The 23,189-nt window shown below is 63.1% G+C and carries 15 protein-coding genes and 1 tRNA gene; 4 read left to right on the top strand and 12 right to left on the bottom strand.

Going from position 1 to position 23,189, the window contains the following annotated elements; genetic code table 11:
- Positions 1–137: 137 nt before the first annotated feature.
- From LDN75_RS06720 to LDN75_RS06690, 7 genes are all read right to left on the bottom strand, one after another.
- On the bottom strand, positions 138–2,798 hold the full coding sequence (locus tag LDN75_RS06720; RefSeq protein ID WP_223936370.1) for a LuxR family transcriptional regulator: 2,661 nt from the start codon (positions 2,796–2,798) through the stop codon (positions 138–140).
- Between the two features lie 38 nt (positions 2,799–2,836).
- Entirely contained in the window at positions 2,837–5,578 is a 2,742-nt protein-coding gene (locus tag LDN75_RS06715; RefSeq protein ID WP_223936369.1) for a LuxR C-terminal-related transcriptional regulator, read from the bottom strand.
- A gap of 141 nt (positions 5,579–5,719) precedes the next feature.
- On the bottom strand, positions 5,720–6,304 hold the full coding sequence (gene pth / locus LDN75_RS06710) for an aminoacyl-tRNA hydrolase (RefSeq protein ID WP_223936368.1): 585 nt from the start codon (positions 6,302–6,304) through the stop codon (positions 5,720–5,722).
- A gap of 170 nt (positions 6,305–6,474) precedes the next feature.
- Positions 6,475–7,050 (bottom strand): 50S ribosomal protein L25/general stress protein Ctc, encoded by a 576-nt coding sequence (locus LDN75_RS06705; RefSeq protein WP_223936367.1) that lies wholly within the window; start codon positions 7,048–7,050, stop codon positions 6,475–6,477.
- Between the two features lie 303 nt (positions 7,051–7,353).
- The gene (locus LDN75_RS06700) at positions 7,354–8,334 is read right to left on the bottom strand and encodes a ribose-phosphate diphosphokinase (protein WP_223936366.1); all 981 of its coding nucleotides are present in this window, start codon (positions 8,332–8,334) and stop codon (positions 7,354–7,356) included.
- A 2-nt stretch (positions 8,335–8,336) separates the two neighbouring features.
- A complete protein-coding gene (gene glmU, locus LDN75_RS06695; RefSeq protein WP_223936365.1) occupies positions 8,337–9,836 on the bottom strand; it encodes a bifunctional UDP-N-acetylglucosamine diphosphorylase/glucosamine-1-phosphate N-acetyltransferase GlmU in 1,500 nt (499 codons plus the stop codon).
- 124 nt (positions 9,837–9,960) lie between these two features.
- Positions 9,961–10,032: transfer RNA gene (locus LDN75_RS06690), tRNA-Gln, on the bottom strand.
- A gap of 236 nt (positions 10,033–10,268) precedes the next feature.
- Here LDN75_RS06690 and LDN75_RS06685 point away from each other — a divergent pair.
- Positions 10,269–10,895: a TetR/AcrR family transcriptional regulator gene (locus tag LDN75_RS06685; RefSeq protein WP_346347174.1), complete on the top strand. Its 627-nt coding sequence runs from the start codon at positions 10,269–10,271 to the stop codon at positions 10,893–10,895.
- Between the two features lie 790 nt (positions 10,896–11,685).
- On the opposite strand, the gene LDN75_RS06680 is transcribed toward LDN75_RS06685, so the two are convergent.
- The 5 genes from LDN75_RS06680 to LDN75_RS06660 all read right to left on the bottom strand — a co-directional run bounded on the left by LDN75_RS06680 (position 11,686) and on the right by LDN75_RS06660 (position 17,788).
- A complete protein-coding gene (locus LDN75_RS06680) occupies positions 11,686–13,518 on the bottom strand; it encodes an ABC-F family ATP-binding cassette domain-containing protein (RefSeq protein ID WP_223936364.1) in 1,833 nt (610 codons plus the stop codon).
- 35 nt (positions 13,519–13,553) lie between these two features.
- Complete coding sequence (locus LDN75_RS06675; RefSeq protein ID WP_223936363.1) at positions 13,554–14,546, bottom strand: 4-(cytidine 5'-diphospho)-2-C-methyl-D-erythritol kinase; 993 nt, start codon at positions 14,544–14,546, stop codon at positions 13,554–13,556.
- Positions 14,543–15,424: a 16S rRNA (adenine(1518)-N(6)/adenine(1519)-N(6))-dimethyltransferase RsmA gene (gene rsmA / locus LDN75_RS06670; protein WP_223936362.1), complete on the bottom strand. Its 882-nt coding sequence runs from the start codon at positions 15,422–15,424 to the stop codon at positions 14,543–14,545. Before rsmA ends, LDN75_RS06675 begins: the two co-directional genes overlap by 4 nt.
- A 26-nt stretch (positions 15,425–15,450) precedes the next feature.
- Positions 15,451–16,596 carry a resuscitation-promoting factor gene (locus LDN75_RS06665; RefSeq protein ID WP_223936361.1) on the bottom strand — a complete coding sequence of 382 codons (1,146 nt, stop codon included), beginning with the start codon at positions 16,594–16,596 and terminating at the stop codon, positions 15,451–15,453.
- Positions 16,597–16,891: 295 nt separating this feature from the next.
- On the bottom strand, positions 16,892–17,788 hold the full coding sequence (locus tag LDN75_RS06660; protein ID WP_223936360.1) for a TatD family hydrolase: 897 nt from the start codon (positions 17,786–17,788) through the stop codon (positions 16,892–16,894).
- Between the two features lie 159 nt (positions 17,789–17,947).
- On the opposite strand from LDN75_RS06660, the gene LDN75_RS06655 reads away from it, so the two are divergent.
- Genes LDN75_RS06655 through LDN75_RS06645 form a run of 3 tightly spaced genes read left to right on the top strand, consistent with a single transcriptional unit; the run spans position 17,948 to position 23,154 of the window.
- Positions 17,948–19,039: a MoxR family ATPase gene (locus tag LDN75_RS06655; RefSeq protein WP_223936359.1), complete on the top strand. Its 1,092-nt coding sequence runs from the start codon at positions 17,948–17,950 to the stop codon at positions 19,037–19,039.
- Between the two features lie 12 nt (positions 19,040–19,051).
- Positions 19,052–20,620 (top strand): DUF58 domain-containing protein, encoded by a 1,569-nt coding sequence (locus tag LDN75_RS06650; RefSeq protein WP_223936358.1) that lies wholly within the window; start codon positions 19,052–19,054, stop codon positions 20,618–20,620.
- Positions 20,617–23,154: a DUF3488 and transglutaminase-like domain-containing protein gene (locus LDN75_RS06645; RefSeq protein WP_223936357.1), complete on the top strand. Its 2,538-nt coding sequence runs from the start codon at positions 20,617–20,619 to the stop codon at positions 23,152–23,154. The genes LDN75_RS06650 and LDN75_RS06645 overlap by 4 nt, the downstream gene beginning before the upstream one ends.
- The last annotated feature ends 35 nt before the right edge of the window (positions 23,155–23,189 follow it).

The raw sequence follows: 23,189 nt of genomic DNA, 5'->3' as shown, positions 1-23,189 counted from the left end.
CTCAGTCCCCTGATGGGGCACTACTTGGTCCCGGCCGGGATGGGACGCGGGTTACTCCATTGATTGGTGGTAATCGGTGCGCTACCGCACACAAGTGGTGCTTGGGGGCCTCGAGGGCTACTCAATCGGCTCTGCCGTCAATTGCGGACAGCAGCTCCGAGATCTTCGCGCCGGCGGATGCCCAGCTTCGCATAACTGCGATACAAGTGGCCCTCCACAGTTCGGACGGAGACCATAAGTTTCTCGGCGATCTGCCGGTCAGTGAGTCCGGAAACGGCCAGCGCCACAATATCCTGCTCCCGCCGGGTCAAGGGCACGGAACGGTCCACCTCGGTATGGGGATCGTGAAGCTGCGCGTCGCCCAGACTGGCCTCGCTGACGTCCCGCAACACGGCCGCCTGCCGTGCCTCCGGCCGTTTACCCTCGGCATCGAAGGCGATGGCGGCTTTGTCGAAGGCGGCCGCCGCCGGCCCGGGCATGCCCCCGGCCGCCAACAGGTTGCCGGCGTTAACGAACGCATCGCCGGCGCCGCCCATCTGGGCAGTCGCCAGCATGTGCCAGCCGCTGGCCCACGCCCCAGCCATCGAAGACGCAGTTTCCTGGATGGCTTCCATTGCCTGCAGGTCTCCCAGCTCTGCCCTGAGGACCAGGTTCTGGAGCAGGACGCCCGGCAGTTGATGCAGATGCGTGGAATCGGGCAGGCTCCGCAGCTTCTCCAGGCCTGTTCCCCTGTTCAAATGCTCCTTGGCGGCCAGGGTAAAGAGTTCAGCCAGCGCTTCTACATAGGCGCCGCCAGCGGCAGGGACGCCCAGGTCCGCGGACAATCGCTGGGCGAGCTCGTTGTTTCCGGATCTCGCAGCCGCATAAAACGCCAGCGCGTTACCCAGGCGGCGCAGCCTCTGCGGGTCCTTCACACGGAGGGCCTCCACCGCGGGAATCAGCAGCGCACCGGCCTGTTCCAAACGTCCCTGCCTGAGCAAGGACAGTCCTTTGAGGGCCTGCACGTCTCCGCCGAACGTAATGAGCCCCATGGCAGAACTCGCGGCATATCGGTTCAGTGCGGTCTCGGCAGCCGCCCAATCCCCCGATTCCAGCGCGGCCAAGGCATAGCGGACCAGGATGAAATCGGTGAAGTACAGGAGGTCGTCGTTGTGTTCATCCAGCAACACCAGGGCTTCGCGGCCCATCTCCAAGGCCTGCACGGCCTGCCCTTCGACCATCAGGAGTTCGCACTGCATGGCCAATAGGAAGAGCTGGTTCATGACGAAATCAGGCTCGTCCGGGCCAAGACCGACCTGGAACGCGCCCAGTCCCCCGCGAAGTTCCCCATAGCGGCCGTCATGGGCCAACGCCGCCAATTCCAAGGCTGCTGCATGGCGTCTGATTTGCTGGACCGCAGGATCCTCGGCCGCGCGGCCAGCCACCAGGGCGTCGGCGGCAGAATGCGCATCAGCCAGGATCTCACCTGAGCTGTCCCCCATCGCTGACCGGGCAGCGCCCCACAACAGTCCTGCACCCAGGGGCCCCGACGGGTCCGCGTCCAGGAACCCGGCATCTTCCTCGAGCAACTGCACGGCACTGCGGTAGTCGCCGTCGTTGTATTTGACCATTGCCATGACGGCACGGGCACGTGGACGCAGCGCTTCCGAACGGACCTTGGCGGCCGCCGCCAAGGCAAGCGGATTCTGGAGCAGTTTTGCGGCGAGGAACGCCGCCCGCAGCAGCTGTTCGTCGTCGACGTCGGCACCACAGTCCAGCGCCCAGCTCACCATTCGGAGCAGGCCCTCCGCTGTGGATGGCTCCGCGGGCAGATGCTGCACCATACGCTGGCGGATCTGGAGGCTGCGGGCGGGCGAAACAATATGGCGAAGGGCCTCGCCGTACATCGGGTGCCACATTTTCAGGGGGCTGCCAGCGCCGTTGCTGGAGATCACGAGCCTGTTGTCCATCAGGGACCGGAGCGTATCCCTGCCAACAAGCGCGTCCAGCACAGCGGCCGGGACGGGTTCGGACAAGGCAATCACGTACATGGCCTCCCGTTCGGCCTCGCTGGTTCGCAGTACCCTGTTCCGTACCACTTCGGAGAGGCCCTCGCCAGTGCCTGAGAGGGCCCTCGTCAGGAACCACACGCCATTTCGACGCACGAGGTTCCCGTCAGCCTTCGAATCCTCCAGGAGGCAACGGAGCAACAGGGGGTTGCCTTCAGAAACAGAATGCAAAACTTCTGCCGTGCTGGCCATGACCGCCCCGCCCAAGGTTTTCGCGGCCAACTCAGTAACTGTTTCTTTTTCGAGGGGATGGAGTTCCAGCCGCTCCGCCAGGCCGTCGTACCACAGCTGAAGGAGGGCAGGGGGTAGCCCGGGCCTTGGCCTGCTGGTGGCCACCAGCCGCGCCCAGCCGGCCGTCACCAACTCGGCCAGAATCTGGGTGCTGGCCTCGTCCAGGTCATGGGCGTCGTCCACTACCAGCAGGAGCCGGGCGCCTTCGCTTCCACGCCGTTTTTCGAACTGGGACCAAAATTCGCGGAGGATAGCCACGGGCGAAGTGGCCTGTTCCACGGGCAGGTCCAGGAGATAGGGTGCCAGGACACCGAAAGGAACAGTGGACAGCGCGGGACTTCCATGGATCCGCATCACCACCATTTCGTTGGCTAAACGGGCGGCGATCTCCGCTGCCATGGCCGTTTTACCGATGCCGGGATCGGCAAGGAGCAGTACGGCGCCAGCGCCCTCCTGCCTCAATATTTCAGTCGCAAGGTCCAACTCGGCTTCCCTGCCAACAAGGTACTCAGCCTGCATGGGCACGCACCCGGTGGACGGAAACTACACTCCTCGACTCACAGGAGGCCATTGAGCTCGCCTCGCGATGAGACGCCGAGCTTGGTAAATACTTGATATAGGTGTCCCTCAACGGTCCGCACAGACACCCCAATATCCATAGCGATTTCACGATTGCTGACACCCTTTCCAGCCAGTTTGGCAATTTGCCGTTCGCGCTCGGTCAACACCGGCGCGTCGCTCCGTGGTTGGATCGGCAACGCCGAGACCGATTGTTCCAGACGCTCAAGCCTAAGCTGCGCGGTCCTGGCCGCGGTGGTTTCACCGGCATCCCGCGCAAAGTCCAAGGCCATGGCCACACACCTGGCTTCGACAACCAACAAATCCAGTGCAGCCGCGGCATCGGCGGCAGCCAAAAGAGAGCGGGAACTCCTGCTCAATGATCCCCGAGCAAGATCACGGGAAATCCCAGCCAATGGGCCTTGGCGGTTTCCGGCAATCTCTTCCAGCAATTTGTACTCTGCATCCGTGCCCTCCACGGTGGCGCCGAAGAGGCAGATGCCGGCGGTTGTGAAGCGTCGTTTGGCAATGTCCTGATGGACCCTGGCCAGAAGCCGCTGTTTGACTTCCGGGTCCCCCATCCAGCGGCCTGCCATTTCGGCGCAAAACTCGGCAACGGACTCGGAGAAATAGTTTCCAGCACCCCGGCATGTCCGGTACAGGTCAAGGTACCGTCCGGCTTCCAGCGAGTTCCCCAGCTGGGCATAGGCAAAGGCGGTAGCAGCGTAGGCAACCTTGACCATGTTCATGGCCGGGCGGAGCTCAAGCTGGGCGACGGCGGAACGCAACGGCTCGATCGCGCAAGAGGGCTTTCCAGCGTAAGCATAGGACAGGCCCACGCCCAGTTCGGTGATAGCACCCCGGTACTGGAGGCGGGAAGGTGTGGAGGGTGCGCGCCGCATGAGCTCGATGCATTTGCGCCATTGTCCGGACAGCAGCAGCACCTGGAAAGCATGCCGCGCGAAAGACTCCTCCAACTGCGCTGGCCTGTCATTGTTCCCCAGCTGCCGGGACACGGTGCGTGCCAGTTGCTGCGCTTCCAGTTCCCGGCCCATGATGCAGCGGGCTTCAATGAGGCAAAAGGCGGACTTGAGCCAGTGTTCACGGTCCTCGGCCGGGTCCTTGGCCAGTTCACCTTCCAAGTCATCGATTACGTCGGCGTACTCGCCCATGTACGTCTGGTATTCATAGTTGCAAAGGAGGAGCCGGTTCCGGGCCCTCATTATGGTCTCCGGCGGGTATTTCTCCGGGTTCGAAACCATGGCTTCCAGGGTTTCACTCCCGGCGGCGATCACTCCGGGCACCATTGCCGAGCGGCCGTCAATCCACGTCATCGCCTGGCACTTCGCCGCTGTTACTTCAGCAAACTCCACAGGGTCCAAGGCGGCTATGTGCGCCTCGGACACTTCATCCAAAGCCTGGGCCGCGTGCAGGGGCAGGTCCAACATGAGGTAGGCCGCTGACTTCAGGCGCTGCCCCGGCACCCATTCGGCGTCCTTCGGGTCCAGTGAGAGTGTGCACTGGATGGCGAAGTTGGGATCGTAATCATCCAGCGCAGCCCGTCCGGCTGCGAGGGCGTGCGCGGGCGATGGTGGGGGCTCATCCTCGCACGCATGCATCCACGCGGCGTAGCTCAGCAGGTCCTGTGGAGCCAACCCACCCAACTCCGGCTCTTTGGGTCCAAGAAGCATTAACCGCAGCTCTCGCCGGCGCCGGGTACTCAGCCAACCCCGGACAACCTCACCCACGTATGCGTCGCGGAGGGAAACCCAGTGCTCCCCGGCCCGGTCTACGCTAAGCAGCCCGGATTCCTCCATCTCTACAAGCACTTCCGTGCCGAAGATGGCGGCAAGGTCCACGAGTGTTGCGCGCTGCGCGCAGGCCAGGATCTCAACGACGGTCCGGTTGGCCTGCGGTTCGCGCGCGAGCCTGGAACGGACAAAGTCCTCCACAACCGTGGCGCCTTCAAGCTTGATACGGTCCCTGAGCGTCCAAACGGAATCGTTGAGGACGAGATTGCCGGAATGGCGTTGCTCGTCCAATAGCGCATGCAGGAGCATCGGATTCCCGCCGACTGCGGAGTGGAGTGAACCCACGAGCGTCGATGAGACGTAGTGCCCCAGTACTGAACCGAGAACTTGCTTCGTCTGTTCTTCACTGAGCGTGTTGAGGTGGACTTCGCCCAGTTGCTCCTCAAGGACCAGCCGGTGAAAATCGGCCGGGAGGTCGCTGGAACGTTGAACGGTTGCAATGACCTTTGCCGTGCCAGTGGCCATCAGGTTCAGCAGTACGCCAGTGCTCATGGGATCCATGCCGCCGGCATTGTCAACGATGAAAACAGTCTCGCGGCCTGCGGCTTCAGCCCGGATCAGGGAAGTAATCGCGTGCAGAATGCCCGTGGGCGAACTGACGGCCTCGGACGGCAGCCTCGCCAAGAGGAATCCGAGGCAACCATAGGGAGTTTGGCCGTTGGCAACCGTGTTGCGCAATTGCAGGCTGTGAATCTTGGGGCCAAGCGAGGAAACTACCGCCCGGGCCAAGCCCGATTTGCCGATGCCCCGTTCGCCAGTGAGCACCACACCGTACGAATCAGGCGACTCAAGGTGCTTGGTAGCACGGGAAAGATCCTGGCTCCTGGCCAGCAAGGACCATGTCTGCCGATCGGATGGACCGCCCACAAGGTCCGGAGCCGCAGCCTTTGCTGCGCCTCCACCGCCTCTGTTTAGCAACTCCGCCGACATTCGCATCCTTCGCTACACATCCGCGACAGTCCCCCACCGCTTACCTGCGTACCATGCACACTACCGCCGGGCGCCGACAGTTTGTAGGGCTAAGGGCGCCTCGAATCCTCAGGCTTTCCTCAGGCTTTCCTCAAGATTTGCTCAAGCTCTTGCGGCATGATGCTTTTGCTGGGCCGCCAACAGCCCCTCATTCATGAGCAGTTCGACGGCGTCGGCCGCCTCGTCCAGCAGAAATGGCAGTTCCTTCTTCTCCGCCGTCGCAAAATCCCGGAGGACAAAGTCCGCGGTATCCATACGGCCAGGAGGCCGGCCCACCCCTACGCGGACGCGCAGATAGTCCTTTGTTGCCAGCGCCTTGGAGATATCGCGGAGGCCGTTATGGCCCCCCTCGCCGCCACCTATCTTGAGTTTGACCGTGTTGAACGGGATATCAATCTCATCGTGGACGGCAATCACGTGATCCGGCGCAATGTCGAAGAATTTACTCAAGCCCGCCACTGGACCACCGGAGACGTTCATGTAAGTCATCGGCTTGGCCAGCACTACGCGGGGGCCGCCAATTCCCAGCCGGCCCTCCACCACCTGCGCCCTCGCTTTATGGGTCTTGAACTTGCCGCCCACGCGCGAGGCCAACTCGTCCAGCACCATCTGGCCCACGTTGTGCCGGTTGTTGCTGTACTCACTGCCGGGGTTGCCGAGGCCAACTATCAGCCAGGTGTCAGTCATGGTCTCATCCTAGGGAATCGGGTCAGGGAATCAGGTCAGGCGAACAGGGTCAGGGAATCTCTGTGGCCCGGGGGTCGACATCGCGGATGCGTGGGACAGAAGAAGAAAGTGGCCGGGACCCAAGGGGTACCCGGCCACTCAAAAGGCGTTTGCCTCACATAGTCAAAAGACTACTCAGCCGCTGCTGCGGTGGTTTCTTCTTCGGCTTCAGCAGCGGTCTCGGAGATGCGGACCACCAGGGTGTCACCTTCGGTGAGCAGGGTGGAACCCTTCGGCAGGACCAGGTCCGATGCGTGGATGTTCTCGCCAGCCTTGCGGCCTTCGATGTCAACCTCGACGGCGGTGGGAACGTGGGTTGCCTCGGCCTCAAGGGAAACCGTGGTGGCTTCGAGGCTGGCAACAGCACCCGGAACAACTTCACCGGAAACGTGGATGGCGATGTCGACGGTAACCTTCTCGCCAGCCTGGACGGTCTGGAGGTCAACGTGCTCGATGATCTGCTTAACCGGGTCGCGCTGGATGTCCTTGACGAGCGTCAGGTGCTGCTCGCCGTCGACGTCGATTGCCAGCAGGGCGTTGGAAACGCGGACAGCCAGCGTGGTGGCGCGGCCAGGCAGGTTGATGTGGATCGGCTCTGCGCCGTGACCGTAGATGACGGCAGGGATCTGGCCGGCCATGCGTGCACGGCGGGCAAAACCCTTGCCGAATTCGGTGCGCAGTTCTGCGGTGAGCTTCTGCTCAGACATGTGTACTCCTTGATTACTGTGGCGTCCGGGAAACTCCGGACAAGTCGATCAGCAAGGGCGGAGGTCTGTGGACCTTCTACGCCCGGCGATCGTTGCTGCCCAGCAGCAAGCCCGCCTGTGTCGAAGGAGATGCAGACCCAGTCGATAACGGAGACCCGCAATTCCGGTTCAAAACGCGCACCGGATGTGCTCTCCCTCGCCAAGGTATCCCCAAGAGTTTACCAGTGGATACCGCCATAACTGAAAACGGGCCACCCGCACGCCCGGAGGCTGCGGATGGCCCGTCTTGTCAGTAGTCCGGCGTCAGGCCTTGCCGTCGAAGAGGCTGGTGACCGAACCGTCGTCGAACACTTCACGAATGGCGCGCGCGATCAAAGGTGCGATCGACAACACCGTGAGCTGCGGGAAGCGCTTCTCGGCCGGGATGGGCAGGGTGTTGGTGACAACCACTTCGCGTGCGCCGGATTCGGCCAGGCGCTGCGCTGCCGGATCCGAGAAAACGGCGTGGGTGCAGGCGATGATGACGTCCTTGGCACCGGCGTTCTTCAGGACCTGGACGGCGCCGGAGATGGTTCCACCGGTATCGATCATGTCGTCGATGAGCACGCAGGTGCGGCCTTCAACCTGGCCAACAACGGTCTTGGACACCGCCTGGTTGGGAACGGTAAGGTCGCGGCTCTTGTGAACAAATGCCAGCGGGGCACCGCCCAGGCGTTCCGCCCACTGCTCGGCGACGCGGACGCGGCCGGTGTCCGGCGAAACAACAGTGATGTTGTCCGCCTCCACCTTGGTGCGGATGTAGTCCGCAAGCAGCGGGATGGCCATCAGGTGGTCAACCGGGCCGTCAAAGAAGCCCTGGATCTGGGAAGTGTGCAGGTCCACGGACATGATGCGGTCCGCGCCGGCGGTCTTGTACAGGTCCGCTACCAGACGGGCGGAGATGGGCTCGCGGCCGCGGCCCTTCTTGTCCTGGCGCGAGTAGGGGTAGAACGGCGAAACAACCGTGATCCTCTTGGCAGAGGCGCGCTTGAGGGAGTCGATCATGATCAACTGCTCCATGAGCCAGTTGTTCAGCGGTGCCGGGTGTGCCTGGATGACGAAGGCATCGGTGCCGCGGACACTCTCAGCGGAACGGACGTAGATCTCCCCGTTGGCGAAGTCATAGGCGTCGATGGGCAGGAGCTCGGTCTCCAGCTCCTTCGCGATTTCCTGCGCCAACTCCGGATGTGCCCTTCCGGCGGCGAGAATCAATTTCTTCTCGCCGTGTGCGGTAATTTCGCTCATGCCTATTTGCCCTCTTCTGTGGTTGCTGGAGATTGTGAGGATGTGGAGGCGGGGGTCAGCAGGGATTCCTGCGCGGCTTGGGCCAGCTTCGCTGAGGCGGTGCCGGGGCGGTTGGCCAGCACCCAGCCTTCGGAGTTTCGCTGGGCGGCCAAGCTAACGGCCAGGGCTCCTGGGGGGACATCATTGCGGATGACGGCACCGGCGCCGCTGTAAGCGCCATCACCGACTGTCACGGGAGCTACAAAAACGGTGTTTGAACCAGTCCGCACACCCGAGCCGATCACCGTGCGGTGCTTCTTCTCGCCGTCGTAATTGGCAGTGATGTTGCCACAGCCGATGTTGGTGTCCTCGCCAATTTCAGCGTCACCCGCGTACCCGAGGTGGGACAACTTGGAACCGCGGCCGATGGTCACATTCTTGGTTTCGTAGAAGGCACCGATCTTGCCGGTTTCCCCCAGCACCGTTCCCGGGCGGAGGTACGTGAACGGTCCAACGCTTGCACCGGCTCCGATGGTGGAACCCGAGCCATGAGTGCGGGTCACCTTGGCGCCTTCGCCCACGTTGACGTCGGTCAGTGTTGTGTCAGGACCCACGACGGCGTCCCTCGCCACAGTGGTGGAACCGTGCAGTTGCGTGTTGGGCAGCAAGCGGACGTCTTCATCGAGCCTCACGGTGGAGTCGACCCATGTGGTGGACGGATCCACTACAGTGACGCCCGCCCGCATCCAGGACTCGACGATGCGGCGATTAAGCTCGGCGCCGAGCGCGGAAAGCTGGATGCGGTCGTTGGCGCCCTCAACCTGCCAGCGGTCTTGGGTCACGACGGCGGCAACCCGGCCACCGGCGTCGCGCGCCAAGCCCAGGACGTCAGTGAGGTACATCTCGCCCTGTGCGTTGTCAGTGGTGACCTTGGCCAGCGCGGTGCGGAGCACGGCGGCGTCGAAGGCGTAGATGCCGGAGTTGACCTCGAGGATGGTGTGCTCAGCTTCGCTTGCGTCCTTGTGCTCGCGAATGCCGGTAACAGTGCCGTCCTCGGCACGCAGGATGCGGCCGTAGCCCGCGGCGTCGTCCAATACCGCGGTTAGCACCGTCACTGCGTTGCGCTGGGCTTCATGGGTGGCCACGAGCTCGCCCAGCAATTCGCCGGTCAGCAAGGGCACGTCCCCGTAGGTGACCACAACAGTTCCGGTGAGTTCCGCTTCGGCGTCAAGTGCCTTGAGGGCAACCTCCACCGCGCGTCCTGTGCCCGGGATCTCGTCCTGGTCGACAATCAGGGCTTCGGGGTCCAGCGCGGACACGTGTTCTGCCACGCGGTCGCGTTCGTGCCGGACAACAAGGGCAAGCTTCAGGGGTTTGATGGAGCGGGCGGCGAGGAGGGCGTGGCCCACCATGGAGAGGCCGCCGATTTCATGGAGAATCTTGGGAGTCCGCGACTTCATTCGCGTCCCGGCACCTGCAGCCAAGACGATGACTGCTGCGGGACCGGTGGTTTCGGGGCTCACGTACTGGCTCTCCTTGCTCGGTTTTATCCCGGGTGACCCGGCTTCGGAATGCTGCCATCCCAACTATGGACCCAGGCACCGTTCGAGCTGTTCCAGGTACAGAGTGGAGCGCATTTTCCGACCGTTCCGCCCATAGGATTCGAACCTATACTCCACGGCTCCAAAGGCCGGGGTGCTGCCATTACACCAGAGCGGACCGTGCATGCTGGCACCCCCAGGCGGCAGGGCCTGACGGTTTCCCGGATCACCGGGATGCACACACAAGAATCTAGTTTGCCATGACCTTTGCATGGTTCGCGACTTGACCCGCTGCGACGGGTCTCCGGATGCCCTGTTACGGCCCTTTCCGACCAGCCGCGGGGCGGCTTAGGGCATGATGGACACGTGAGCAAGCGCACTGAACTTCCCCGGCCCGCAGCCGCCTTCGAGCCTCTGGCAGACCGCCCCGTGCGGTTGAGGATGACGGGACACCAGCGCCGCTCCCAGCTCATCGGCATTGGCCGGGCACTCTTCGCGGCCAAAGGCCTGGACGGCACCACGATCGAGGAAATCGCCGCCTCGGCGGGCGTTTCCAAACCAGTTATCTACGAGCATTTCGGATCCAAGGAAGGCCTCTACCGGCAGGTTGTCGAGACCGAATTCCGGATCCTCCTGGACTCAATCACCGAGGCATTGAGCACCGATGCCAAACCCCGCGTCCTGGTCGAACGTGCGGCATTGGCACTCCTTGGCTACATCGAAGACCGCACTGACGGGTTCCGAATCCTCATGCGCGATGCCCCGCCCTCCCAACCCGAGGGCGCCTTCTCCACGCTGCTGTCCCACGTCACTGCCCGCGTGGAACACCTGCTCTCCGATGAATTCGCCCGCCGCGGATTCAGTGCCGCAGACGGTGCCATGTACGCGCAGATGCTCGTTGGAATGGTGGCCATGACAGGCCAATGGTGGCTGGACAGCCGTGAGCCGGACAAGCGCGTAGTAGCCGCGCACCTGGTGAACCTGGCCTGGAACGGACTCACAGGCCTGCAGAAAGAACCAGAGCTGCGATCCGACGCCTGACGCTCCCTCACATCCGAACGCTTCTTAGCCGACGCTCTCTCACATCCGAACGCCCTTGCCCGACGCTCTCTCACATCCGAACGCCTCCTGCCTGACGCTCTCTCACATCCCGGCCCGTCTCAGCCAACCCTCACTCACATGACACCCTTAAACGTCGCGCGCTTTGCCTCTTCCCCATTCCGGAAATGGCCGTCTTTACGACGAATGTGCAAAAGGAAGCTGAGGAACGTTAGGCCGAGGATCATTGCTGTGAGGGACACGTAGTCCACGGCATCCCACGTACCTCGAAGGACGAGCCTAGTGCCTACGATCACCATCTGCAGGGCAGTCCAGGTCGACCACAGGACAAACTGAAAGCGAAAGCCCCCGCGGGACATCCTGGGCTGCAACCTCTTGGGCCTCGACCTCAGACATTTGCCGAGGCTACAAGCCACGTCTCTGATTGGGAACAGGCTCAACGCACCGCATAACAGCCCTGGCCACGTCGATGGCCCGCTATTCCGTCGCTGGCCAGCAACAAAAAAGCGGGGTGGCGACGTCATACCCCAGTCGCGCCGGGATGTGGCCTGTCAATGCGGGAGCCTCGGATATCACGCCGTGGAAATGAGAGAGCAACGCCTAAAAGCCGGTTGGATGTGAGAGAGCAACGCCTAAAAGCCGGTTGGATGTGAGAGAGCAACCCTTAGAAGCCCGTTGGAAGTGAGAGAGCAACCTGAAACGCGGAGGATGCGCGCCCTTCTTTCGCCGCCGAGCCCGGCGGCAGAGCAGTCACCGAGCCGCGACGCAACAACTATTCGCCGAGGATTTCCGCGGCCTCGAGCCATTCAAGCTCCAGGCCCTCTTTCTCGTCCAGCAGTTCCTGCAGCTTGGCGTTGAGTTCGCCCAATGCGTCGAAGTCCCCGGACTCGGATTTCGCGGCCATTTGGGTGTGCAGCTTTTCCTCCTGCTGGGCAAGTTTGCCCAGTTGGCGGTCGATCCTGTTAAGGTCCTTGCGGGCTTCACGCTTTTCGGCCTCGCTGGCGCCGGACGGAGCAGCAGCCGAAGAAGAAGATCCGTTGGCAGAAGTCGGTGCGCCGGATCCCCCACCTACAGCGCCGGAAGCCAGTGCCGCTTCGCGCAGTTCAAGGTACTGGTCCACGCCACCCGGCAAGCCGCGGAGTTTGCCGTCGCCCAGCAGGGCCATCTGGTTGTCCGTAACGCGCTCCAGAAGATAGCGGTCGTGGCTGACCACTACGAGGGTTCCGGGCCAGCCGTCAAGGACGTCTTCGACGGCGGCAAGGGTATCGGTATCGAGGTCGTTGGTGGGCTCGTCGAGCATGAGCACATTGGGCTCCCCCACCAGCAGACGAAGGAGTTGGAGCCGGCGGCGCTCACCACCTGAGAGATCGCTGACGGGTGTCCACTGCTTTTCCTTGGTGAACCCGAGCTGCTCCACCAGCTGTCCAGCCGTGAATTCCTTACCGCCAACGCTGAAAGACCGTTTTTCGCGCTCAATGACCTCGATGACGCGCAAGTCCGAGACGTCGTCGAGTTCCTTCACATCCTGGGTGAGCACGGCGGTGACCACGGTCTTGCCGCGTTTGACTTTCCCTGACGTGGGCTGGATTTCGCCGTTGAGGAGCTTGAGCAGCGTGGACTTGCCGGCTCCGTTGACGCCCACGAGGCCAAGTCTTTCGCCCGGCGCCAGGCGCAGGGTGATGTTGTCGAATAGTTTCTGCCCGTCCTCCCCGTCGATAAAATCAAGGGTCACGTTCTCGAGGTCCAGCACGTCCTTGCCCAGGCGCGCGGTTGCCATCTTGCTGAGGGCTACGGAGTCGCGGGGATCCGGCACGTCGGCGATGAGGTCGTTGGCAGCTTCGATACGGAACTTCGGCTTGGCAGTACGGGCGGGGGCGCCCCGCCTCAGCCAGGCAAGTTCCTTTTTGACGAGCTGCTGGCGTTTACCTTCGACGACGGCGGCCATGCGGTCGCGCTCTGCCCGCGCCAAAACGTAGGCGGCGTATCCGCCGTCGAACATGTCCACCATGGCGTCGTGGACTTCCCAGGTGTAGTTGCAGACTTCATCAAGGAACCAGCGATCGTGGGTGACCACCAGGAACGCGCCTTGGTTGGCGCGCCAACGCGTCTTGAGGTGCTTGGCCAGCCAGGCGACGCCTTCGACGTCGAGGTGGTTGGTGGGTTCGTCCAGCATGATGACGTCGTGGTCTTCGATGAGGAGCTTGGCCAGTGCAACACGCCGCTTCTGGCCGCCGGAGAGCGCATGGACGTTGGCGTGCCAATCAACATCGCCAACCAGCCCGCCCATGACTTCGCGGATCTTTGCGTTGGCTGCCCATTCGTGGTCCGCGCGGTCGCCGACAATCGCAGCGCCAACTGTCAGGTCGCCGTCGAGCACGTCGCCTTGGTCGAGGTAGCCGACGTTGACGTCCCCACGTTTGGTGACGCGGCCTGAGTCGGGCGTCGAGCGCAAGGCGAGCAACCGCATGAGGGTTGATTTTCCGTCACCATTGCGGCCGACCATGCCGATGCGGTCGCCATCCTCCAAACCGAGGGTGACGCCGTCGAGGACAGTGCGGGTCGCGAACGAAACGGTGAGGTTTTCGCCGCCAAGCAGGTGGGCCAATGGGTACTACTTTCTACTGCTGGAATGCGGAGCTACTAAAGGAGGGTATCGGAGATGATCCGGGCACCGGGCACGGGGCCGTGGACGGCAAGTGCAGTGTGGCCTCGGTGGGTCAGCTCTTCAGCGAGGACACTGGCGGACACCGAGTCCCTGGCGAGTAGTGCGATGGTGGGTCCGGAGCCGGACACCATGCCGGCCAGTGCGCCCCGGGCTTCACCCAAGCCGATGGTATCGCGGAGCTGTGGGGCCAGCGCGATGGATGCACGCTGGAGGTCGTTGATCAACACCCTGCTGAGTGTCTCGGGATCGCCATGGCGGAGCGCTTGGAGGATAGTGGGGTCCACGTCCACGGGTTCCGGGACTTCCACGCCTTCGGAGTCGCGGAGTCCGTCGAGGGTACGGAAAACGTCGGGCGTGGACAGTCCGTAGTCTGCGAATACCAGTACCCAGTCCATTTGGGCCTTCGCCAGCGCGGGCGACAGTTTGTCGCCAACACCGAGCCCGACGGCGGTCCCGCCCAGCAGCGAGAACGGCACGTCAGCGCCCAATTCGGCTGCCAGGTGGGCGAGTTCCTCACGGGAAAGGCCGCTGTTCCAGAGCGCATCGCACGCAAGCAACGTGGCTGCGGCGTCGGCGGAACCCCCACCCATGCCTCCGGCGACGGGCACGCGTTTGGTGATTTCCAGATGGACGCCGGTTGGATTCTCGGATAACTCGGCCATGATGGCTGCTGCCTTGTAGGCGAGGTTCCGTTCGTCCAGGGGAATATCGACGCCGTCCAGGTCCAGCGTGCTGTTGGGGCTGATGCTAACCGTAATTCCCTCAGCCTCGGTGCTGGTGGCCGCCACCTCCTCATACAGGGAAACGGCAAGGTAGACGCTTGCCACGGAGTGATAGCCGTCAGGGCGCAACGGACCCACACTCAGCGAAACGTTGATCTTCCCCGGCGCCTTGACCCGGACAGTCCTGGCATGGAAACGATCACCTACGTATGGCAGGCTGCTGGGTTTGCGGGTGTTCGGACTCATGCGTCCGCTGGGTGGCGGGCTTCGGCAATCCGGACGTAAGCAGAGATGTCCAGGACCTCACCCCGGGCTGTGGGATCGACGCCTGCGGCCACGAGGCACCGCTCGGCCTCGGCTGCGCTGCCCGCCCAGCCGGCCAGTGCTGCGCGGAGTGTCTTGCGGCGCTGCGCGAAGGCGGCGTCAATCACGGCAAACACTTGCTCGCGGGTGGCGTGCGTGGCGGGAGGGTCATGGCGCGTAAAGGCAACGAGCCCTGAATGGATTTTCGGAGCCGGCCAAAACACGTTCATGCCGATCACGCCGGCCTTGCGCATGTGCCCGTACCACGCAGCCTTCACCGAGGGCACGCCGTAGATCTTGCTTCCCGGGGTCGCTGCAAGGCGGTCTGCGACCTCGTCCTGCACCATGACCAGGCCATGCTGCAGGCTCGGGAAGTGCTGCAGCAAATGCAGCACCACGGGGACAGCCACGTTGTAGGGAAGGTTGGCCACCAGTGCTGTCGGTTGTACTGGCAGCTCCGTGACCTTCATGGCGTCCGAGAGGACCAGGTGGAAATTGTCTTCAGCTTCGGGACGCCATGCACGAACGGTCTCGGGAAGCTTCCTGGCCAGCACGGGATCAATCTCGACGGCGACCACGGTTCTCGCCGCATCCAGCAGCCCGAGCGTCAGCGAGCCAAGGCCCGGGCCCACCTCAAGTACGGTTTCCTCGGCGTCGATATTGGCTGCCGAGACAATCCTGCGGATGGTATTTCCATCGATGACAAAGTTCTGGCCCAACGTCTTGGTTGGGCGTACACCGATTTCCTCGGCTAACCGTCGGATGTCTGTGGCGCCCATCAAAGGCACGACGGCGGCGGGTTCGGAATTCGGTTCAGTCACCTAGGTATCGTATCGTCTGTGCGGGGTCAGGCTGCGTGTGCGCAGCCCCAGTCGCTGAGGCCGTTCTTGGCGTAGAGGCGGTTAGCGATTTCGATCTGCTGTGCTTTGGTCGCAAGGTTGGCGGTGGGGGCGTAGGCGCCGCCCCCGTTGGCCAACCACGTGGGGCTGGAGAACTGCAGGCCGCCGTAGTAACCGTTGCCGGAGTTAATGGACCAGTTTCCGCCCGACTCACACTGGGCGATCCTGTCCCACATGGCCTCGTTCGGGGCGCCGGTGGGACCACTGGAGGTGGCAGCCTTCGCAGCAGTTACGGGCCGGGCTTTGGTTCCGACGGCGATCTTCTCGGTGACAGGCTGGGTAGTGACATTGCTCGATACAAGGGTGCGGGACGCTTCACGACCATCCACCAGGACAAGCTTGAAGGTCTTCACAACCGAACCTGCAACGCCCTTTTGGGTTACTTTCTCATCGCCCTTGTAGAGCTCGGCACTATCGGTGCTAACGCTTTCGAAGGGCATTTCCTCGGTAGCTTCCGCGGTCTTGCTGGTGTCCACGCGGGAGACCTTGATCACCATGTCCTGGATGACCGGAGCGTTGCCGGGCTGGGAGACGCGGTCGCTGACACCCAAGGTGACTCCGGCATCCTTCAGGACGGTGGCGACGTCCGGCGCGGTGGTGGTGGTGCTGGTGTCCTTGCCGTCAGCCACCAAGCTGATCGTCTTTGGGGTGGAGATCGAAACGAACGAGCCCGTGACAGCCAGGGAGGCGTCCTTCGGCTGGGAGATTTCGGAAGAACTCGCCACTCCCAGTTCACTCACCAGGCCGGCGACGTCCGGGGCGTTGGTGTTGACTGTCTTGCGGGCGCCGTCCAATTCGATGGAGACGGCCTTGGCGAGGTTGATATTGACGACTGAGCCGTTTTCCACCTGGGCATCAAGGTCCGGGGAAACGCGGTCTGCATCCTTCAGCTCGACCTTGGCTGCTTTGACCACTTGGTCAACTGTGCCGCCGAAGGTCTGGATGGAGCTCACCTTGCCATCAACGTTCAGGGTGATTGTCTTGTTGTTGCCGACGAAGGCAACTACACCGACCACCAGTGCTGCAACAACCAGCAACTGGGCACCGACTTTGAGAAAGCTGAACTTGCCATCCGTTGTGAAGAACTTGATCACGATTGCCCATAACTCTCAGACCGTCCGGGCACGGGGAAAAGCGCAAAAAATTAATGCCAGCCGCAAAACTGAGGGGCCAGGCAAAAAAGCCTGGTCCCACCCTCTGCTGCCGGCATCTGCGCCGCCAAATACATTCAACTAAAGAGTCCGGACGGATCCGGACCAGTTGTCCGAAGGCCTTCCCCGACCCCGGCTACTTGTTGTACACAGTAACCGATCCGTTATAAACGGACCAAGAATTCTACATACCGGGTATTCAACGTCACAGCGTCATATGGGGTGCGAAAGCCGGCGCTCAGGCCCACGATCCGTAGGCATTCACGGTATTTTCAGCCAATCTGGCGCATAGTTCCGAAAGGTCATCTTTTGTCACTTCCGCCATGGACCGGACGGTGTACGGCACCATATAGCTCGCATTTGGCCGGCCACGGTGCGGGTGCGGCGTGAGGAATGGCGAATCCGTTTCCACCAGGATGCGGCTGGGCTCTGCGATCCCCAACGCTGCCCGGAGGTTGCCGGCATTCTTGAACGTCATTGTCCCGGCAAAAGACATGTACCAGCCGTTGTCATTGCAAATGCGGGCCAGCTCCTCATCACCGGAGAAGCAATGGAAAACCACCCGTTCCGGGGCCCCTTCCTCCCTCAATACCTGCACAACGTCATCGTGTGCGTCGCGGTCGTGGATCTGCAGCGTGAGGCCAAGCCGCTTGGCGATGTCGATGTGCCTCCGGAAGGAATACCGCTGATGGGTCAGGCCCTCACCGCGGGTTCGGAAGAAGTCCAAGCCCGTCTCGCCGATGGCACGGATCCGAGGGTGTCCAGCCAGTGCCTCGATCTCTGCGAGCGCCGATTCCAGTTCCCCACGGCCAGCGTAGACAGGTGCGTCGTTGGGATGGATGGCAACGGCGCCCAGTAAACGGGCATCGGCTTCCACTGCCTCTACGGTGAAGCGGGAGGATTCCAGGTCACAGCCCACCTGGATCGCCCCTTGGACACCAACAGCCTCCGCGGAGTCCATAGCGTCCGCTACGCTCACCTCGATCAGTCCGTGCCGGAAATCCAGGTGTGTGTGGTTGTCCATCACCGGGACGGGCAGCGGTTCCGGCGCCGGCGGGTACTCTTTGCGGGAATCCGCTGCTTCTGATGCGCCGGGGGACGCGCGATAGGGAGACGGGGCGAGGGAATTGCACATGTTCCCACCTTAATCGGACTGCAGTCCCCCATGCTCCCGGACAAATTCCAGTTGGCACATAAATTCCCCTGAGCACTATGTCAGGGACGGCCAAAGTCTGGGTAGTCTGGAACGGACAGGCGGCCGACAGCGGCGTTGGCCACGGCTGAAGGGCAATCCATGGAGTCCAAGCGACAAGTCACTGTTGAACCTTCGCGGCTACAGGGCGAGGCGTACTCTGCCCTGCCCCGGGATGCCGCCGCGTTCAACGGACACAAGCCGCAGCAGGTCATGGACGCCGAGCGTTTCCACGATGCCAGCGAGCGCATCCTGGCATCGATCAGCAAGGTCATCGACGGCAAAGCGGACGCAGCGAAGCTGGCCCTGACAGTTCTCCTGGCCCAAGGCCATCTCCTGCTGGAGGATGTGCCCGGCGTTGGCAAGACGCTGTTGGCAAAGACACTGGCGCGAACAGTGGATTGCACGGTGTCGCGGATCCAGTTCACCCCGGACCTCCTGCCCTCTGACGTGACGGGCGTGTCCATCTACAACCAGTCCTCGCGGCAGTTCGAGTTCCGGCCCGGCGCCGTGTTCGCAAACATCGTGATCGGCGACGAAATCAACCGCGCCTCGGCCAAGACCCAATCCGCGCTGCTGGAGTGCATGGAAGAACACCAGGTGACGGTGGACGGGCATTCGTACCAGCTGGGATTGCCGTTCATGGTGGTCGCGACCCAGAATCCCATCGAAATGGAGGGCACCTACCCGCTGCCCGAGGCCCAGCGCGACCGCTTCATGGCAAGGATTTCCATGGGCTACCCGGACCGGGATGCCGAGATCGAGATGCTGGAGACGCATCAGGCCTCCTCGCCACTGATCAACGTAACCCCCGTGGTGACGGCCGCCGATGTGGCAGCCATGATCGCAGCCGTCCAGCAGGTGTACGTATCCACGGCCATCAAGGAATACACGGTGGCCATCGGCCGTGCCACGCGTGAGAGTGCACGCCTTCGACTCGGCGCCAGCCCACGGTCCTTGCTGCAGTTGTTGCGCGCCGCAAAGGCCACGGCGGCGCTGGATGGACGCGACTTTGTCCTTCCGGATGACGTCGTGGACGTGGCCGAATCGGTACTCGCCCACCGCATCATCCTGGACCGCAAGGCCGCGAGTTCCGGAGATACTCCGCAAACCGTGCTGCGGGGCATTCTCGCTTCCCTCCCGGTTGCCCAGGAACCGCCGGGCGCGTGGCGCAGGGACAAGCAAAGCGCGTAGGAGACAGCCCGAATGGCGCTCGTGGATCGGCTCCCCAAGCATTTGTTCACCAGCCGCGGATGGGGATTGCTCGCCGCCGGGGTGGTTTCGCTGGTCTCCGCGCACATCATGGGCAGGCGTGATCTCCTGACGCTGGCCGTTTTCTTGTTGATCCTTCCGTTGGTTGCGCTGGCTGGCGTCCGGGTGCTGAAACCCAAGTTCCAGGTGTATCGGGAGTTCAATCCCTCCACGGTTGAAACGTCCACCGCGACTACTGTTCGGCTGGCAGTTGCCCGCTCCACGTTCTCCACCGGCCACGTGATCATGGAGGAGCAGTTGCCTCCGCGGTTCGGCGATCCGCCGGCTTTCCGGTTCCCGGCGCGCTCAGCAACAGGCGGTACCAGCCGCTACGAATACCATCTGCGGTCCGGCAAGCGGGGCCAATTCCGCATCGGCCCCGTCACCGCCGAGTTCAGCGACCCGTTCGGCTTGTCGCTGCGGCGCCATTCCATCGACGACGGCGACCTCCTCACCGTGACGCCGGCCGCCGTCGAACTTCCCGTAACGGGACTCGCCGGGGCGCGTGGCAACGACGGCGTAACAGCCACCCGGATCAGGGCGAACCCCAGCGACGACGACATCATGACGCGTGAATACCGGCATGGGGATCCCATGCGCCGCGTCCACTGGCCCGCCACGGCGCGGCACGGACAGCTCATGGTGCGCCAGGAGGAATCCGTGACCACACCGGAGGCCACCATCATCCTTGACCAACGCTTCGCAGCCTTCGCGTCCAGCAGCGGCTCTGTTTTCGGACTGCACGACGACGACTCGGACCTGGTGACGAGCCCCAATTTCGAGTGGGCTGTGACAGCGGCGATGTCCATCAGCGCGCACTTGGCCGAACGGAACTACTCGCTGCGCCTTCTGGATGCCTACGGCAGCCCCGCATTCATCCGCTCGCGGTCGGCGCCGGACCCGGGCGTGGAAGAGTTCAATGGCGTCGGCGGCCTTCATGCCATCGCCGAAGGGCTGGCCGCCATTGAGCTGAGCGGTCCAAGACACCACTGGGTTGACCACCACAGGGCTGAACACCAACGCCCTGAACACCAACGGGCCGGACAAAACACTTCAGGGCACGCCCTGCGCTCCCCTGATCCCACCGGTTCCACACCTAACCGGCATAGTGGGGCTTCGGAGATCCCCGGTCAGGAAAATGTTGATTCCGTCTTCGAGGATCGCCTCATGGACAAGCTCGCCGCACATCGTTTGCGCGGCCCACTCCTTGCCTTGCTCGGCCATCTGACTTTGGCCGAGGCCAAGGCGCTTGCCCCAGCGGCCGGCTACGGCGCCAATGCCTTCGCCCTGGTGGTCCTGGACCCGCCCGGAAACAGCGGATCACGCAACAACGAGTCAGGAAACAACGAGCCCCGCAACAATGACGAGATCCTGGAAACGTTGAGGCAAGGCGGCTGGAAGGCTGTCTCCGTCACGTCGAAGACGCCACTGACGGCAGCGTGGTCCAGCTTTGACGAAGGCGGCATAGTGGTTGCTGCGAGCGCGGCCATGGACGTTCGGCGCGGAGCGGCGGTGCCACGATGACCGCCACCTCCCATCGGGGGTCCCCCACAACGTACCCGGGCGACCCATCCCGGCAAGGTGCAGGCGGAGCCGTCAGTCCGCCGCCGCAACGGCCACAGGCACCCGGACTCTACCCGTGGATCATGGCGGGCTCCGTGGCCGTTGCCATTCTGGGTGCAGCCCTATCCCTGAATGGAGTGTTCAGGGGCTGGGCCTGGTTCATGCCGCTGATCACGACGGTTGTGGCTGTTGCCCTGACACTGGCAATCCTGCGGACCCTCCGTATCCAACCGTTGCTTGCCACCTTGGGTGCTTTGGCAGCGTTGGCCGGGATACTCACTTTCACGTTCTGCCGGCAGGACAGCTTCCTGGGCTTCATTCCTACCACCGGCACCTTTGGGGCGGTGGGTCGGCTCATCAAGCGGGCCGCTGAGACTGTTGTGTCCGAGAGCGCTCCGGTTGCCCCCAATGCGGGGATCGTATTCGTCACCTGCGCATGCCTGGGACTACTGGTGATCCTGATCGACGCGTTGGCCGTCCCGCTCTCGATGCCGGCAGCCAGCGGAATCGGTCTCCTTGCCGTCATGGTGGTTCCGGCAACCATCAAACCGCAAAGTGTAGGAGTCGCAGGCTTCGTTGGGGCCACGGTGGGATATCTGCTCATCCTTGGGTGCAGCCAGTGGTTCGCCCCCGACGCGAGGCTGCAGTCCGGAGCCCCGCGAAGTTCGGGCCAAATCAGGCGCTCCCTGGTGACGGGGGCACTGGCTCTGGGACTCGCTTTGGTTGTTCCGCTGGCAATTCCCGGCTTCGAAACCGGTACCTTTCCGCAAGGTTCGCGGTTGAGTCCCTGGGGTACCTCGAACGGCCTCAATCCGATGATCACGCTGGGTAACAGCCTGCGCAGTCCCACGGGGTCCGGACGCATCACGTACTCCACCAGCTCCAGCGCAGCCACTTACCTGAGGTCCGTCACCATTGACCACTTTGACGGCGAAACGTGGGCGCCGGATGACCGCTCTGCCATACGGCGCGCAGGGGTGGACCGGATAGAGCCGGGTTATTCCATTCAAGGTGAAGTCGTGAACGCGGTGACGTCGATCAACGCGGGCTTGTTCACCAGCCCTTACCTACCGGCGCCGTTCGCCCCCGTATCTGTCAATGGCCTCAATGGCCGTTGGACGTGGGATCCTGCAACCCTCAGCATCATGAGCACCGAGACGAGCACGCTGGCCCAACGGTATGTGGTCTTCTCAGCGGCGCCCAGGATCACTGCACAGGCCTTGTCGCAAGCCACGGGTCAGCCCCGATCCGTTTCGGAAGACTTCCTCCGCGTCCCGGGGAACCTTCCAAGCATTGTGCGCCAGACCGCGGAACAAGTCACGGCTTCGGCAGGCAGCAACTATGCAAAGGCGCTGGCCATCCAGAAATACCTTCGCTCCAGTGAATTCACGTATTCCCTACAGGCTCCGGTGCAAAACGGGTATGACGGCAACGGTTTGTCCGTTCTGGCGGACTTCCTGGCGGTCAAGAGCGGCTACTGCGTCCATTTCTCCTCCGCCATGGCGGTCATGGCACGCGTGGAAGGCATCCCCAGCCGCATCGCTGTGGGCTATGCACCGGGCCGCCTGACAGGCGAAACCGTAGCTTTGGTTGGCCAGGGGTCCTTCCCCGAGTATGAGGTAGACGCCCGCGATGCCCATGCGTGGCCCGAGCTCTACTTTGAAGGACTGGGATGGGTGCCGTTTGAGCCCACCCCCTCGCGCGGCGTTGTTCCGGAATATGCCACGGAGTCCTCGGTCCCCGGCAGCCTGAGCACCAATGCTGACGAGAAAGACGTGCCGGGCACCTCAGTGACGCCTGCCCCGAGCTCCGTTCCGCTGCCAGGAGGCGACACGCCAACCGCTGGCTCTGGTGCAAGCGACCCTCTGCCAACTGTCATTGCCACGATTGCGGCAGTGCTGTTGCTCGCGGCTTTCCTTTGTTCGCCGAGGCTTAGCAGGGTGGTCCTGCGACGCCGCCGGCTCAACCCCAAGAAACCAGCGGACCGCGGATCACCTGATGCCCTGTCACCGGACGCCGCATCACCGCAGGCCGCGTCCCCGGGTCAGCACGACTCCGCCGCCCTCGCTTGGGCGGAGTTGCAGGACCTCGCCACGGACTTTGGTGTGCCGTCCACGCCCAGTGAAACGCCGAGGCATTTTTCTGCCCGTCTCCGTTCAAGTTCGGTCCTGGGCGAGGCCGGAGGTCTCGACGACGCCGCACATGCCGCCGTTACGTCACTCACCGCGGACTTCGAACGGCAACGTTATGGCCGCCCCATGGAGGCGGCCTCGCCAGCGGCGGCCAGGGTCGCCGTCGTGCGTGAATCGTTGCGGAACAACGCCAGCTGGCTGGTTCGCTTCCGCGCCAACTGGCTGCCGCCCTCGCTCATGCGCCGGTGGTTCCATGCACTGGGTGCCCCGTTCCGCGCTATAGGGACGCTTTTCCGGCGGACGGGGCACGGCATCGCCAGATCCTGGCGCGCACTGAGGGGCCTGCTTCCGCAACGCCGTTGACACCGCCAAAGCCCGGCGGGAACAGCAAAGGGCCC

The organism is Arthrobacter sp. StoSoilB5 (assembly GCF_019977235.1).
Classification (GTDB): domain Bacteria; phylum Actinomycetota; class Actinomycetes; order Actinomycetales; family Micrococcaceae; genus Arthrobacter.
The sequence above is the reverse complement of the archived record's forward strand: the minus strand, read 5'-3'. Positions and strand labels throughout refer to the sequence as shown.